Genomic DNA, 14,382 nt, shown 5'->3' with positions numbered 1-14,382 from the left:
CTAATTTAGGTTTATCCTTGTGGTTAGTTGGCTGCCTCTGTCGGTCAGCAGCCTGAAGAGCCTCCGTATTGGTCCGGCTCTAGCTTAAAATAACGGCGCTGTCTATTTGCGTGAATACATTGCTTTGCATTTGCTTGCCATCCATTGCAGTAACCACTGTACGACTAGGCACATTCACGATCATCGCAATATCCTTAAATACGATTAAAGAGTCAATCGCGCCTTTAGATGCGGCTTCGTCAACAGCATTCACAATTTTCGTTAATGAATCTGCTTGAAGCTGAATGCCACGCTGCTTCATCCTAACTTCAGCATGATGACTGAATTTCAATACTTTCGAATCCAGCAAATCCTGAAATTCGCTAGGCTGCTGGGATTTTGGCCCTGCCGTCTTCACATTGTTTAATGGCGAAGATTTAAGCGGAAAATAATGACCAATCTTTACGCTGTCGCTCATGAGGTTTGTTCCTCCCCGCTGTCAGCAGCGGCTTCGCTATCAGGCGTTTCAGCATCCTCAGCACTTTCAGCTGAAGCATCCGTTTCAGGCTCCTCCGTCTCTACCGGAGTCTGATCAGAAATCGTAACGATATCACTTACTTTAATCATCGTGTTATCTTCAAACTTGGCATACAATACCCCGTCTGTTGCTACAATCGACTTTACAACATCCGTATACATGACGGTGCTTCCTTTATCATCAAGCTCCTGCCATGTCACGCTTTTGCCAATCATTGTAGATGCACTGCCGATGTCCGAGTTTAGCTGCGTAAGCTGCTTATTCATATTCATCAGCTGCTCGACTGAGGTGAACTGCGCCATTTGGGCAATAAACTCTGTGTTGCTCTGCGGGCTTAATGGATCCTGATTTTTAAGCTGTGTGACGAGCAATTCGAGAAATGCATCCTTACTTAGCGATGTTTTATCATCCTCGGTCTTACCTGCTATTTTAACGTTGGTCTGATCATAATTCGGCCAGATCACTTTATTCGTAACGACTGCCAATTCCATCACCTCCATCCCGCAAATGGTTGCTTATGTCCATAACATCTCTTTAGACTGTAGCGTTAACCGCCCGTCCGTAGCCCATATCCTGAATGGCGATTTGCTCGATTACATCTGCTTCAAAAGCAGCTTCATCCGCTCTGCTTCCGCCTTTGCCGTTGTTGTTCCGATTCGTAAATTGTTGATTGGAGCCTTGTCCCTGTTGGCCGTTAGACAGCTCTGATGCAGCTTGTCCCTGCGTCACTTCGAGCTTGTCAATCGTTAAGCCTTGGGATTGCAGTGCCTGTCTCAATTGCGACATCTGGTTGTCCAGCATATCTTTTGCCATAACCGTATCCGTATGGAAAAGCGCCGTCAATTGACCATTTTGCATCGTGATCCGAACATCGACCTGGCCCAGCTGTTCCGGGAACAGCATGATTTTAGCTTCGTGCTTGCCATTTAATGAAGAAATATCAAACTTCTGCACGATAAGCCCCGTCATGGATTCTGCAAATTCGTCCGCTAATACGTAAGGCTGGGCGACTGCTCTCGTTGCCGCGCTAGTCGTTGCCTGCTTAAGCGAATGAGCAAAGTTTGCATTTAAATTGCCTGCCAGAACGGTCTCATCATCAGCTGTATCTGTCGTTTCTTCAACCAATGTATCGGCTGATAGAGCTTCCGCTACTGCACTTTTCAACGCGATTGTATGCTGTGCTTGCTGGTTCAAACGCTGAAGCCACGCAGCTGTTTGCTGTGGAGCAGCCTCGTCTGCTGCGGCTGGTTCGAATATGGCCTGAACATTGCTGTTATTGCGATCGGCTGTGCCTGCTTCCTTCTGCTTTTGCAGCAGTTTCTGCAAAGCTTCCAGCTGCTGCGCAATCAACTGCGATGGCTCTTGCTGCTGAACGCGTTTCGCAGTTCCCTGCTCAAGCACATTAGCCAGCTGAATCAGCGCATTTTCCAAATCATGCTTCACAAGCGCAATCTGTGCTTTTACTGCTTCATGACCATTCCCTGCATCCGCTGCTTGAACGAGCTCCTCTGAGGAAAGCTGCTCATCAGGCTGCTTCAAAGTGACAAGCGGGGAACCTAGCAACGCTAGCAACGCCTGCATCTGCTCCAGCATCGCTTGCAAATCTGCCAATTGGGCTTGTGCAGCCTCATCCGTGTCAGCAGTATCCAACTCATCAATTTGCTCTAGCAGCCCATCAATAGCTGCAAGCAAATCCTGATTGTTCGTTTCTCCAAGCAAGCCAGTTGCATTTAGCGTCGTCATCCGAATCGTTCCGAGTGCTGCTGCATCCGTAGTGTTTGCAGCAACCGCTGTTCCTGCTCCCGCTTGGCCATTATTCAATTGGCCATTCAACGTTTGAGCAAAAGCCGCATCTCCTGTTCCCTTCGCTTGGGTATTCCCGCCAGTGGAAGGAGCCGCCGGCTGCGAAGCTGCTGGTGATGATAAAACATCCATTTATTTTCACCTCCCCTCTATTTACCTGCCATCAGCTTCGAAACGATTTGAGCTGTTACTTTATCATTCAACGTCGACATCTCGCCAACAATATTGGATCTTGTTGTGTCATCTACCGCATTCAAAATACGCAGCACCTTGCTGGCACTTACGTCCGACATCGTCATCAGCAGTTTGGCGGCGCTTTTCGCATCCATAGCCGCAAACGTTGCACCTAGCTGCGTCGAATCCAGTGTAGAAGACGTGGTAGTCGTTGTTGCTGTAGTCGACTGGGCATTTTTAAGCTGCGATTGCAGTGCTGCAATTTGCAAATCTTTTGCCGAAACGGTGTCCTTCAGCTTCAGCGTCGCATCAGCCGCTGTTTTCGGCGTCATTTTCTCCAAAACTTTCACACGATCATTAGGAGCCATCGCATCGAGCACGAGCACCATTTCATCAAGCGACATGCTTTCTAAAATAGGTGCCGCCTTATTCGGCGCAATTCGCGCGTACATGCTGGCAAGCTCTTTAATTTTGGCCGTGTACGCCTCTTCCTCAAGCGCCTGTGTTGCATTTGACTGCTTCAACTGCTCAATTTGACTTTTCAAGCTGGCAATTTCTTTTTCCTGATCCGTTTTAAGAGTGGACGTCTCCGTCAGCTGGCCCTCTTTCTCCGTCAGTTGAGCTTGCAGCTCGGCAATTTTACGAGTCATATTTTCTGCCTTGAGCGTTTCATCTGTGCTTTCACCGCTAGCCGACTGCGGGTTCGGCAGAACATCTTTGAGCAATGGAATCGAATTTCCGATCGTTAGCGCCTGATTTCGCATATCACTATTAAGAAGTATCAGCAATATACCGAGCACAACAATCGTAAACAACACCGGGGTCATAAAAAACATGGCCCGCTCAAATCCACTATATCCTTGTTTCTCCACATCTGTATCTGCCACTGATTTCACTCCCTCTAGCCTTGCGCTGCAGCCGGATATTTACGGCACGCTTACCATGAAACGGACAGTTGCCATTTCATCCAACTCGTTCTGCTCCTTAAGCTGCATCGCATACCGGAAACGTTCCTTCTCGTTATCCTTAGCCTTCAACCATACTTTCTCATCCTGCATTTTATCCGAAAGCTTGATCCGATTTTGCTCGACGACCTTTTGCGCCCGTTTCACTTCAAGCAGTTTAGCTTCAATACATGAATCCAAATAATCCACATATTGTTGAATGGTCTGAAGCTCAGCCAATGAAACGCCGGATTGCGAAGACTGATGCTGCTTTTGCTCCCATTCCTCACGGCTTTCACGCAATTGCTCGACGGTTAGCTCGGCAGCCTGCAACTCTCCAATAGAAGAGGACAAGATCCATTCTGCCTGCGTTTTTTCACTTGTCTTCAGATCAACGATTTTTTGGTAGGAATAACGAAATGCTCCCATTCAACGCTTCATCTCCTGTAAAAATCAATTATTAGCCGCTCCTGAGCCTCTTCCAAGGTGACTTTTTCATTTGTCTTCTGTCTCGTGAACTGATGAATCGAATCAATATATTGCATCGCCAAGTCAATTTCTTCATTAGAACCGCGTTGGTACGCCCCAATATTTATAAGGTCTTCCGAATCCTTATAAATAGCTAACAGGCGCTTCAACTGATTAGCCGCATCCTGCTGCTCCTCAGTAATAATTTCTTTCATAACCCGGCTTACGGATTGCAGGACATCAATAGCTGGAAAATGTCCTTTATGCGCAAGATGCCGACTCAGAACGATATGGCCATCCAAAATCCCCCGGACCGCATCCGCGATCGGCTCGTTCATATCATCCCCATCTACTAAAACGGTGTAGAAAGCGGTGATAGAGCCTTTTGGACCTGTTCCCGCTCGTTCCAGCAATTTAGGCAAATTCGCAAATACCGAAGGCGTATATCCTCTCGTTGCGGGTGGCTCGCCGATCGCAAGACCTACTTCACGAAGTGCCATGGCGTAACGCGTGACGGAATCCATCATAAGCATGACGTTCAGACCACGATCGCGAAAATATTCAGCAATGGAGGTGGCAATCAATGCCCCTTTCATCCGAATGAGCGCTGGTTGGTCCGAGGTAGCGACAATGACGACTGAACGGGCTAAGCCTTCAGGTCCCAGGTCCTTCTCAATAAACTCTAGGACTTCACGACCACGCTCACCGATTAGTGCAATAACGTTGACATCGGCCGAGGTGTTTCTGGCAATCATGCCAAGCAGGGTACTTTTTCCTACACCAGAGCCGGCAAATATACCTACACGCTGGCCTCGGCCAACAGTCAGCAAGCCATCGATAGCTCTAACGCCAATGCCCAGCGGCTCCAAAACACGAGGACGCATAAGCGGATTGCTTGGTTCATTATGAGTAGAATAATGCTGCATTCGGCTTGGTAAAAAAGAACCATCGAGCGGCTGACCGAGGCCATCCAGCACTTTTCCAAGCAGCTCGGAGCCAACCTGCACACTGAGCGGCTTGCCTGTTCCTACAACATCACAGCCTGAGCTGATGGAATGCAGATCGCCAAGCGGCATCAAAATAACTTTATTGTTCCGAAAGCCTACAACCTCAGCCTTAATCGGCTTTGCCGCTTTATTCGGATAGATGTAGCACACATCACCGATACTTGCATCAGGCCCTTCCGATTCAACGGTTAGTCCGATGACCTGGGTGACCTTTCCATTCACTCTTATTGGATCAATTGCCTGCAAATGTTCGACATATTTGCCTGCCTGTAATGAACTATTGCTCATCGTCCTGTCCTCGCTCGTCTCTTGATTGATGAGCGAACTGGACCAGCTCGCGTTTTAATTCTGACAGCTGTGTATCGATGCGAGCATCGATGCTTCCGTATGCGGAACGAATAACGCAGCCAAAATCTTTAACTGTCGCATCCGGCAAAATTTGCAATTCGGCTTGAGAGTCGACCGCCAAATTCAGCTCTTCTTGCGCGGCCTGAACGAAAGCTAACTGACCAGGTGCGACGCACAGCGTAATAACGCCCTGCTCGCGTCTTCTTGCAAGCGATTTTTTAATCAGCTCAATGACCATTTCCGGAGCTTGCTCAAGCTGCTGACCGATTACCTTTTCCGCTACTGCACAGCTTAACTCGACCAGAAATGGTTCTGCTTCCTGAATAATCTGCTCACGCATCGTGTAAGCGGAAGATAAAATCGCGTTCGCTTCGAACAGCTTTTGCTCCCATTCCTGCTTGGCCAGCATATTCGCTTGCTCGATACCTTCCGCAAAACCACGTTCATAGCCTTCGCTGCGGGCAGCTTCTTTCGTCGCTTCATCTTCGAGCCTTTTTTCCAGCCACCAGGCTTCCACATTCGTTTCGGCCTCGGTCAGCATTTGCTCGCATTGAGCTCCCGTCTCCCGCAATCGTTCTTCTGCAAACTGTTGGGCATCAGCAATAATTTGATCCCGCAGCGTAATCGTTTCTTCATCAGGCTGTTCTTCCTCTGGAGCTTCAGCTTCGCCATTCTCATCTACGAGTGCAGCATGCTTGTTCTTCCAGTAAAGCTCCCTTAGTTGATCGATAGAAACAACACTTGTGGATTTAATCAAATTAGACAATGATATCATCTCCTCCGCCACGGGCGATAATGATTTCACCTGATTCCTCTAACCTGCGAATCGTTGCGACAATACGGGTCTGCGCCTCCTCTACATCACGCAATCGGACAGGACCCATAAACTCCATCTCTTCCTTGAATGTTTCCGCCATACGTTTCGACATATTTTGGAAAATGGCATCTCGCACTTCTTCACTAGCGACTTTAAGCGCAAGCTGCAAATCGGCATTTTCGATATCGCGGATAATCCGCTGAATCGAACGATTGTCGATATTGACGATATCTTCGAAGACGAACATCCGTTTCTTGATTTCTTCTGCAAGTTCAGGATCTTGAATTTCCAGAGAATCGAGAATGGTACGTTCCGTACCGCGGTCAACACCATTCAAAATTTGAACGATAGAGTCGATACCGCCTGCATTCGTGTAATCCTGAGTAACGGTAGCTGAAAGCTTCTGCTCCAGCACGCGCTCCACCTGAGAAATAACTTCCGGTGAAGTGCTGTCCATAAGCGCAATCCTTCTCGCAACTTCGGCCTGCTTCTCTTGTGGGAGAGAGGACAAAATGTGTGATGATTGCTCAGATTGGAGATAGGACAACACGAGCGCAATCGTTTGGGAGTTCTCGTTTTGAATAAAATTGAGTATTTGCATCGGCTCTGCTTTGCGGGCAAAATCGAACGGCCGCACCTGCAAAGTAGCAGTCAACCGATTTATGACTTCCGCCGCTTTGCTCTCGCCCAGCGCCTTCTCCAAAATATCTCTGGCGTACGTAATACCACCTTGCGAAATATATTCCTGAGCTACACAGATTTGATTGAACTCTCCTAAAATCGTTTCACGCTCTGAGCTGTCTACTTTGCGTACATTCGCAATTTCAAGAGTTAACTGCTCAATTTCATCTTCTCTTAAATGTTTAAAAATTTGAGCTGACACTTCGGGACCAAGTGTAATCAGCAATATTGCCGCTTTTTGCCTTCCGGTTAGCCCATTCATGGATTTACTCATGCAAACGACCTCTATTCATCGACAAGCCAAGTCCGAAGTAAATTAACAAATTCATCCGGCTTGCGTTTGGCGAGTGTCTCAAGATTTTTACGTGCTTGGCTGTCATTGCTTAAGCTATCAAAATCAAGGGTAGGATATTCTACAGCCGTTGATGCTACAACAGCTTCCTGTGCTTCAGCTGCTGCTTCTGCCGCTTGCTGTCTGCGTCTGCGAACGAGCAAAATGATCAAACCGGCAATAATCGCAAGTGCTGCTGCTCCAATTCCGATTGCCCATCCCATTGATAAGCCGCCAATCGTGTTTGTAGCGGTGCTTTCAGCAAATGTTTGCCCAATAAGTGAAACCTTTTTGTTGATCAAATCGTCATTATTTACATCTTGACCTGAATCGGCAAGCTGTGCACGAACCAAACCTGTCAAAAATGTCGTAATCTCTGTACGAGATTCTGGAGTGAGACGACTTGCTTCAACACCGATGCTAATCGATAGATCTTTAATTACGAAAGGCCCTGAAATCGTGGTACGATTGATTTTTCCAAAATCGTAATTAACAGTAGAAGAACTTTCTTCCGAGGTAGAATTTCCAGAGCCATCCGTTGCTGTATAGCCTGGCACATCCGTTTCTCCCGTTCCTGCTACACCGCCTGCACTGGAGCCACCTGTAGAAGAACTGGTTTGTTCAGTCTGACTTACAATAATTCCGTTATTATTATTGTCAGCCAGTGGCACAACCTGCTGTTCTTCTGTCTTCTTATTATCGAAGTTCAAGCTGCTTCCGATGCTAATGACTAGATTTTCAGAACCTACAATCGGTCCCAGAAACTGTTGAATATTCTTTTTCAATTCTGCTTCGTATTTGCGTTGGATTTGGAATTGGCTGTCAACTGCTTCCGCTGTGCCTGCAATCGTGCCCCCCGCTTCGGAGGATAAAAGCTCGCCCTGCGGACCAGAGATGGTGATGCTATCCACTGTCGTTCCTGGAATTGCCGTTTTTACTAGATTGTAATAACCGTCAATTTCCTTTTGAGTTGGACGATAGCCAGCCATAAACTCCATGGAGATGGAAGCCGATGCTTTATCCTTTTCTTCGGGAGTTAGAAACACGCTTTCTTCTGGCAAATTCACAAGCACTTTAGAACTTTTCACGCCTTGCATGCGATTCAGCAATTGTTGAATTTCGCCATTTAAGGCACTTAAATATTTTACATTAAATTCATTTTCTGTTGTGCCGAAGGTCGAGGAGCTCTGTGTAAAAGCTTCAAAGCCGATTGAACCGTTTTGCACAAGACCAAGAGATCCGATCGTTACCTTAGTGCGTTCCGCTACAGCGCTTGGTACTGAAATACTAGTTCCACCACTCCCTAGCTCATAAGGGATACCATTGCTATCCAGGTAGTTCATAATGGCTGCTGAGTCTGTCGTATCCAGATTTTGAAAAGCCAATTCATAATCCGTTCTCGTAAAAATAAAAGTTAAAAGAACGATTGATAACAACAGTACGCCTACAGAAGCCCCCAAGCCTATTTTCTGTTTTTTTCCCATTTGACTCCAGAATCGCGAAATTCTCAGTCTAAATTGGGCGATTTTCTCGTTCACCTTGTCACCTCACCCAAATTCTTTGCCAGGTTTTTTATAATTCATTACACCTGCATCCGCATAATTTCTTGATATGCCTCTACAACCTTGTTGCGGATTTGTGAGGTTAGTTGAAGACTAAGCTGCGCTCTTTCGCCAGCAATCATGACCTGAGAAACATCAACTTCACCAATTAAAAACTTATCGTTAAGCGTATGTACATTTTGTTCCTGGGCACTTACACCCTCAATTGCGTTATTTAAAAACTGGCTAAATGTTTTTGTAAGTTCTGCCGGAGTAGCTTGCTCAGCAGGTGCAGCTGACATCGTCTTTAAAGGCTGCACCTGGTTCATTGAAATGGCTTGAATCACTATATTCCTCCTCGGCTATTGTTTAATGGTTGTTGCTATTTCCCAATTTCCAATGCTTTTACAAACATCGCTTTAGAAGAATTAATGGCTGTGACATTGGCTTCATAAGAGCGCGATGCCGAAATCATATCAACCATCTCCTTCGCGACGTCTACATTCGGCATATTTACATAGCCGTTTGAATCGGCATCAGGATGGGTAGGATTATATACAAGCTTCGTTGGGGCTGTGTCATCAATGATTTTTGCAACCTTTACCCCACCAGTAGTTGTACTTTTTCCCATTTTGGCATTCAACGCATTGGAAAAGCTTGGTTTCAACGGCTCCAAAACGACCATTTTCCGTTTATAAGGAACGAATTGTCCGTTCTCATAACCGGCTCGCGTCGTTTCCGCATTCGCAATATTTGAAGAAATAACATCCATCCGTAAGCGCTGTGCGGTTAGAGCAGAGGCGCTCGCGTCAAATCCGCTGGAAATTTTCACTCTTTAGCCTCTCCCTTCTATTGCTGTTCGCATCATTTTGATTTCATGATTGACTTGCTGCACATAAGCGTTATAGCTCAGCTGATTTTTCGCAAGTAACGACATTTCCCGATCAATATCCACATTATTCTCATTATTGTTCATGGCGGTTTCATTATCGCTTATGACTTGAGGCGTAGGATTGACCGACCCACCTATAGGAATATGCCTTGCATTCGTGAGCTTTCCTTTCAGCTTAGGTGAGCTATTACCCATTTGTTGTTCCAAAAGCTGCTCGAATTCAACCTCTGACCGTTTAAAGTGCGGGGTCTCCCCATTGGCTATGTTATTCGAAATGACATTTTGCCGCATTTCTGCTGCATGAACTGCCCCCTCTAGCCTTTGGAATGAAGATCCGCTTAATAAGTTCACTTTATTATCACCACTTTCGATAATTAAAAGATCCTAATATAAGGTATTCAACACACTTCGTAGCATTCCTGCTTCGTTCGACATTAAATTATTAAAAAAATGAGATCACGCTGTCGATATTTGCCGACATGTTTATATTCAACAATTCTCCAAATTATTACAATAAGAAAAAAGCCCTATCTTTAAAAAAAGATAGGGCTTTTTTAGTCGTTTAGACTCATATTTTACGATTTAATATTTTCCAACTCTTGAAGAAGTTGGTGATTTAATATCTTAATGTAAGTACCCTTCATTCCGAGTGATCTAGTCTCAATGACCCCCGCACTTTCTAATTTTCTTAGGGCATTTACGATTACAGACCTAGTAATTCCGACCCTGTCAGCAATTTTGGAGGCTACAAGCAGCCCCTCTTTGCCTTCCAGCTGCTCAAAAATATGCTCGACTGCCTCAAGCTCGCTGAACGATAAGGAACCAATAGCAACTGACACGACTGCACGACTGCGCGCCTCATGCTCAATTTCTACCGAACGCTCACGCAAAATCTCCATGCCGACGATGGTAGATCCATATTCTGCAAGCACTAGGTCATCATCATCGAAAGCACCTTGATGCCGGGTCAAAATCAACGTACCTAAGCGATCACCGCCACCTGTTATCGGTACAACCGTCATAATTTCCTGCTGCCCCAGCGAAGGGAAAGTCTCATAAACACCAGCATCCGGCGCCACATTCGTAACCGATTCTGTCATCTCAAGAAATTGCTCGTTGCTTTCCTGCGGGAAACGCAGCTCTTCCGCCGACATAGAACGCAGCGAGTCATGATCATGCGGGTTCACAGCCGCACAACCAAGCACCTTTCCCTTGCGGCTTACGACAAATACACTCGTTTGAATTGTGCTCGTCAGCACTTCCGCCATTTCTCTGAAAATAAGCGGCTTGCCAGCCGCCCGCTGCAGCAGGCGGTTTAGCGTCCTTGTTTTTGTTAATAGCGTCATGCCATTGCCTCCTAAAACTCATACCAACTACAATATATATTGACTCAAATCTTTATTTTGCGCAATGCTTCCCAGCTTTTCACGAACATATTCCGGTGTGATCAGCATATGTTCCAGCGTAATATCAGGCGCTTCGAAGGATAGATCCTCCAGCAGCTTTTCCAAAATCGTATGCAGCCTTCTCGCTCCAATATTTTCGGTATTCCGATTCACTTCTGCGGCAATAGATGCCAGCTCATGAATAGCCTCATCCGAAAATTCGATTTCAATGCCTTCGGTTTGCAGCAATGCTGTGTACTGCTTAGTCAGCGCGTTTTTTGGCTCCTTCAAAATGCTCACAAAATCGTCAAGCGTAAGCGATGTTAGCTCCACCCGAATCGGAAAACGGCCTTGCAGCTCGGGAATCAAATCGGATGGTTTCGCGATATGGAAAGCACCTGCCGCAATAAAGAGCACATAATCCGTTTTTACTGGACCATATTTTGTCATAACCGTCGAGCCCTCTACGATTGGCAAAATATCACGCTGCACGCCTTCACGCGAAACGTCTGGGCCATTGCCACGCGAGGAACTCGCAATTTTGTCAATTTCATCGATAAAAATAATGCCTGACTGTTCAGCACGTGTAACCGATTCCGAAATAACATCATCCATATTGATCAGCTTGTTTGCTTCTTCCTGAATAAGCACTTTACGCGCTTCCTTAACCGGCAGCTTGCGCCGCTTCGTTTTTTTTGGCATCAGCTGTCCGAACAGCTCCTGCATATTCATGCCCATGCCTTCGGGGCCTTGGCCACCTGCGAGCATGTCCAGCATATTCGGCGCAGCATCTTCAACTTCAACCTCAACCATTTCATTTTCAAGCTTGCCAGCAGCAAGATCTGCCTGCACCTGAGCCCGCCTTTGCACAATCGTCTGATCCTGCTCCGGCTCTTCAGCTTGCAGATTATCGTTTTGCTGGTTGCCAAACAACATCTCGAACGGATTTTTTTGCGTCTTTTCCTTAACCTTCGAAGGGACAAGCAGCGTGACAAGCAGTTCGTTTGCCAGCTTCTCCGCTTTATCTTTTACCTGCTCGGTTTTTTCCGACTTCACCATGCGGATCGCTGTTTCGACCAAATCACGAACCATTGATTCAACGTCACGACCTACATAACCTACCTCGGTGAATTTAGTTGCTTCCAGCTTTACGAAAGGCGCTTTAACAAGCTTTGCCAATCTGCGGGCAATTTCTGTTTTACCAACGCCTGTAGGGCCAATCATTAAAATATTTTTCGGCACGACCTCATCACGCAACGATTCATCAAGCTGACTTCTGCGATAACGATTGCGCAAGGCGATTGCGACCGAACGTTTCGCAGGCTTTTGACCGACAATATACTTATCCAGCTCCGCTACGATCTCTCTTGGTGTTAACGCTGCATTTGCCATATTAATCTCCTCCGCTTAAGAGCCGATTTCTTCGACAATAATATTGTGATTCGTGTAAACGCAAATATCTGCTGCGATTTCCAGCGCCGAACGCGCCATTTCCTTCGCATCCAGATGAGTGGCATGACGCTTGAGTGCTCTAGCTGCCGACAAGGCAAAGCTGCCGCCCGAGCCAATGGCCAAAATGCCATCATCCGGCTCTATAATTTCGCCGTTTCCTGAAATCAGTAAAAGTCCCGTCTGATCCATGACCAGCATCATCGCTTCCAATTTACGCAGCACACGATCCGAGCGCCATTCTTTTGCCAGCTCTACAGCCGAGCGCTGCAAATTGCCATGATGCTCCTCAAGCTTCGCCTCGAATTTCTCGAAAAGCGTAATTGCATCAGCAACCGAGCCAGCAAAACCTGCGACGACTTGCCCGCGATACAAACGGCGTACCTTTTTCGCTTTATTTTTCATCACCATGCTGTTGCCGAACGTAACTTGACCATCCCCTGCAATCGCGCCTTTTCCCTCGTGACGGACAGCGCAAATCGTCGTTGCATGAAATTCCATTTCCATCTCTTCGCCTCCTCTAGGCAAATGTGCCTGTTCTCATCCAAGCTTTCAAAAATGGCTGTATCGCACGATTAGTTGTTTACCAAATGCGTGAAATGCTCTTGCTTAAATTGCTCAATGCCAGCAAGCGCACGGTTTGCGATCGCTTCATTCTTTTCCTTCTTGCTCTTCAATCGTTTCTCAAGCGGCGGGAATAGCCCGAAATTCGCATTCATGGGCTGAAAATGTTTGAAATCCGCCGTCGTAATATACTGCGCCATACTGCCAAGCGTTGTGTCTCCAGGAAGCACGAGCGGCTCGAGATCGCGTGCGAGACGAGCCGCGTTGAATCCGGCGATTAATCCGGAAGCTGCTGATTCCACATAACCTTCAACACCTGTCATCTGACCAGCAAAAAATAATGTAGGGCGATTTTTAAGCTGATAGGTTGGCTCCAGCAAACGTGGCGAATTGATGAACGTATTGCGGTGCATGACACCAAAACGAACGAACTCAGCATTTTCAAGTCCTGGAATAAGTGAGAACACCCGCTTCTGCTCGCCCCATTTCAAATGCGTTTGAAACCCAACCAGGTTATACAGTGTACCAGCAGCATTGTCCTGACGCAATTGAATAACGGCATGAGGCAGCTTGCCCGTATGCGGGTTCACCAGTCCAACTGGCTTCATCGGCCCAAACAGCACCGTTTGCTTGCCGCGGCTTGCAATAACTTCAATTGGCATGCAGCCTTCAAAATAAACTTCCTTTTCAAAATCTTTTATTTCCGCTTTCTCGGCATTAACAAGCGCATCATGGAAAATTTCGAACTCCTCTTCCGTCATTGGGCAGTTCAAATAAGCGGCTTCGCCTTTATCATAGCGGGAAGCGAGATACACTTTGCTCATATCGATAGAATCCTTCTCCACAATCGGTGCAGCAGCATCATAGAAATAGAAATATTCCTCGCCCAGCAGCTCGCGGACTTGCGCGGACAAGGCTGGAGCTGTGAGCGGGCCTGTCGCAATAATGACGATTCCGTCCGTTGGAATTTCCGTGACTTCCTCATTGCGCACTTCAACGAGCGGATGCTCATGCAGAAGGCGCGTTACTTCGCCGGAAAAACCATCCCGGTCAACAGCAAGCGCTCCGCCTGCTGGAACCGCATGACGATCAGCGCAGCCAAGAATGAGCGAATCCAGCTGGCGCATTTCCTCTTTCAACACGCCTACGGCATTTGCGAGTCCATTGGCACGCAAGCTGTTGCTGCATACCAGCTCAGCAAACTGGTTCGTATGATGGGCTGGCGTTTTCGTCTCAGGACGCATTTCATAGAGTACGACCGGAACGCCTTGGGATGCGATTTGCCAAGCAGCTTCGCTGCCGGCCAGGCCAGCTCCGATAACAGTGACTTTTGGATAGGTTGATGATGACAATGAACTTACCTCCAAATCATAATACGCGCTTCGCGCAAATAAATATCATTTTTTTTAAATGTTTGAGCTTATACAGGACGGATAAAACACAGCTGTCCTCCCTATGCAG

16 protein-coding genes are annotated in these 14,382 nt (G+C 46.9%); all 16 read right to left on the bottom strand.

Annotated features, from left to right (window positions below):
- Positions 1 to 79: 79 nt before the first annotated feature.
- The gene (locus WH37_RS11635; protein WP_046230718.1) at positions 80 to 457 is read right to left on the bottom strand and encodes a TIGR02530 family flagellar biosynthesis protein; all 378 of its coding nucleotides are present in this window, start codon (positions 455 to 457) and stop codon (positions 80 to 82) included.
- Positions 454 to 1,002: a flagellar hook capping FlgD N-terminal domain-containing protein gene (locus tag WH37_RS11630; RefSeq protein ID WP_231594196.1), complete on the bottom strand. Its 549-nt coding sequence runs from the start codon at positions 1,000 to 1,002 to the stop codon at positions 454 to 456. Before WH37_RS11630 ends, WH37_RS11635 begins: the two co-directional genes overlap by 4 nt.
- Before the next feature lie 49 nt (positions 1,003 to 1,051).
- Positions 1,052 to 2,452: a flagellar hook-length control protein FliK gene (locus tag WH37_RS33520; RefSeq protein ID WP_052736929.1), complete on the bottom strand. Its 1,401-nt coding sequence runs from the start codon at positions 2,450 to 2,452 to the stop codon at positions 1,052 to 1,054.
- A 17-nt stretch (positions 2,453 to 2,469) separates the two neighbouring features.
- Complete coding sequence (locus WH37_RS11620) at positions 2,470 to 3,381, bottom strand: MotE family protein (RefSeq protein ID WP_046230716.1); 912 nt, start codon at positions 3,379 to 3,381, stop codon at positions 2,470 to 2,472.
- Between the two features lie 39 nt (positions 3,382 to 3,420).
- Positions 3,421 to 3,867: a flagellar export protein FliJ gene (gene fliJ, locus WH37_RS11615; protein WP_046230715.1), complete on the bottom strand. Its 447-nt coding sequence runs from the start codon at positions 3,865 to 3,867 to the stop codon at positions 3,421 to 3,423.
- A gap of 8 nt (positions 3,868 to 3,875) precedes the next feature.
- A complete protein-coding gene (fliI, locus tag WH37_RS11610; protein WP_046230714.1) occupies positions 3,876 to 5,201 on the bottom strand; it encodes a flagellar protein export ATPase FliI in 1,326 nt (441 codons plus the stop codon).
- A complete protein-coding gene (locus tag WH37_RS11605; RefSeq protein WP_414811833.1) occupies positions 5,191 to 6,036 on the bottom strand; it encodes a FliH/SctL family protein in 846 nt (281 codons plus the stop codon). The genes fliI and WH37_RS11605 overlap by 11 nt, the downstream gene beginning before the upstream one ends.
- Positions 6,020 to 7,033, bottom strand: a complete 1,014-nt coding sequence (gene fliG / locus WH37_RS11600) for a flagellar motor switch protein FliG (protein ID WP_046230712.1) — start codon at positions 7,031 to 7,033, stop codon at positions 6,020 to 6,022. The genes WH37_RS11605 and fliG overlap by 17 nt, the downstream gene beginning before the upstream one ends.
- An 11-nt stretch (positions 7,034 to 7,044) precedes the next feature.
- The gene (gene fliF, locus WH37_RS11595) at positions 7,045 to 8,628 is read right to left on the bottom strand and encodes a flagellar basal-body MS-ring/collar protein FliF (protein WP_046230711.1); all 1,584 of its coding nucleotides are present in this window, start codon (positions 8,626 to 8,628) and stop codon (positions 7,045 to 7,047) included.
- A 44-nt stretch (positions 8,629 to 8,672) separates the two neighbouring features.
- On the bottom strand, positions 8,673 to 8,978 hold the full coding sequence (fliE, locus tag WH37_RS11590; RefSeq protein WP_046230710.1) for a flagellar hook-basal body complex protein FliE: 306 nt from the start codon (positions 8,976 to 8,978) through the stop codon (positions 8,673 to 8,675).
- Between the two features lie 35 nt (positions 8,979 to 9,013).
- Entirely contained in the window at positions 9,014 to 9,463 is a 450-nt protein-coding gene (gene flgC, locus WH37_RS11585) for a flagellar basal body rod protein FlgC (protein WP_046230709.1), read from the bottom strand.
- A 3-nt stretch (positions 9,464 to 9,466) separates the two neighbouring features.
- Complete coding sequence (gene flgB / locus WH37_RS11580) at positions 9,467 to 9,874, bottom strand: flagellar basal body rod protein FlgB (RefSeq protein WP_046230708.1); 408 nt, start codon at positions 9,872 to 9,874, stop codon at positions 9,467 to 9,469.
- A 224-nt stretch (positions 9,875 to 10,098) separates the two neighbouring features.
- Positions 10,099 to 10,869 (bottom strand): GTP-sensing pleiotropic transcriptional regulator CodY, encoded by a 771-nt coding sequence (codY, locus tag WH37_RS11575; protein ID WP_046230707.1) that lies wholly within the window; start codon positions 10,867 to 10,869, stop codon positions 10,099 to 10,101.
- 27 nt (positions 10,870 to 10,896) lie between these two features.
- The gene (gene hslU, locus WH37_RS11570; RefSeq protein ID WP_046230706.1) at positions 10,897 to 12,300 is read right to left on the bottom strand and encodes an ATP-dependent protease ATPase subunit HslU; all 1,404 of its coding nucleotides are present in this window, start codon (positions 12,298 to 12,300) and stop codon (positions 10,897 to 10,899) included.
- A 15-nt stretch (positions 12,301 to 12,315) separates the two neighbouring features.
- Positions 12,316 to 12,864, bottom strand: coding sequence for an ATP-dependent protease subunit HslV (hslV, locus tag WH37_RS11565; protein WP_046230705.1), 549 nt, complete (start codon positions 12,862 to 12,864; stop codon positions 12,316 to 12,318).
- Positions 12,865 to 12,932: 68 nt separating this feature from the next.
- On the bottom strand, positions 12,933 to 14,273 hold the full coding sequence (gene trmFO / locus WH37_RS11560) for an FADH(2)-oxidizing methylenetetrahydrofolate--tRNA-(uracil(54)-C(5))-methyltransferase TrmFO (protein ID WP_046230704.1): 1,341 nt from the start codon (positions 14,271 to 14,273) through the stop codon (positions 12,933 to 12,935).
- Between the last annotated feature and the right edge of the window lie 109 nt (positions 14,274 to 14,382).

The sequence above is a fragment of the Paenibacillus algorifonticola genome (assembly GCF_000971975.1).
In the GTDB taxonomy this organism is placed as follows: Bacteria; Bacillota; Bacilli; order Paenibacillales; family Paenibacillaceae; genus Pristimantibacillus; species Pristimantibacillus algorifonticola.
The sequence above is the reverse complement of the archived record's forward strand: the minus strand, read 5'-3'. Positions and strand labels throughout refer to the sequence as shown.

Coding starts and splice junctions, on each gene's coding strand:
- codY (WP_046230707.1), bottom strand. CDS start 10,869: ATGACGCTATTAACAAAAACAAGGACGCTAAACCGCCTGCTGCAGCGG.
- fliJ (WP_046230715.1), bottom strand. CDS start 3,867: ATGGGAGCATTTCGTTATTCCTACCAAAAAATCGTTGATCTGAAGACA.
- WH37_RS11635 (WP_046230718.1), bottom strand. CDS start 457: ATGAGCGACAGCGTAAAGATTGGTCATTATTTTCCGCTTAAATCTTCG.
- hslU (WP_046230706.1), bottom strand. CDS start 12,300: ATGGCAAATGCAGCGTTAACACCAAGAGAGATCGTAGCGGAGCTGGAT.
- fliG (WP_046230712.1), bottom strand. CDS start 7,033: ATGAGTAAATCCATGAATGGGCTAACCGGAAGGCAAAAAGCGGCAATA.
- fliI (WP_046230714.1), bottom strand. CDS start 5,201: ATGAGCAATAGTTCATTACAGGCAGGCAAATATGTCGAACATTTGCAG.
- WH37_RS11605 (WP_414811833.1), bottom strand. CDS start 6,036: ATGATATCATTGTCTAATTTGATTAAATCCACAAGTGTTGTTTCTATC.
- WH37_RS33520 (WP_052736929.1), bottom strand. CDS start 2,452: ATGGATGTTTTATCATCACCAGCAGCTTCGCAGCCGGCGGCTCCTTCC.
- hslV (WP_046230705.1), bottom strand. CDS start 12,864: ATGGAAATGGAATTTCATGCAACGACGATTTGCGCTGTCCGTCACGAG.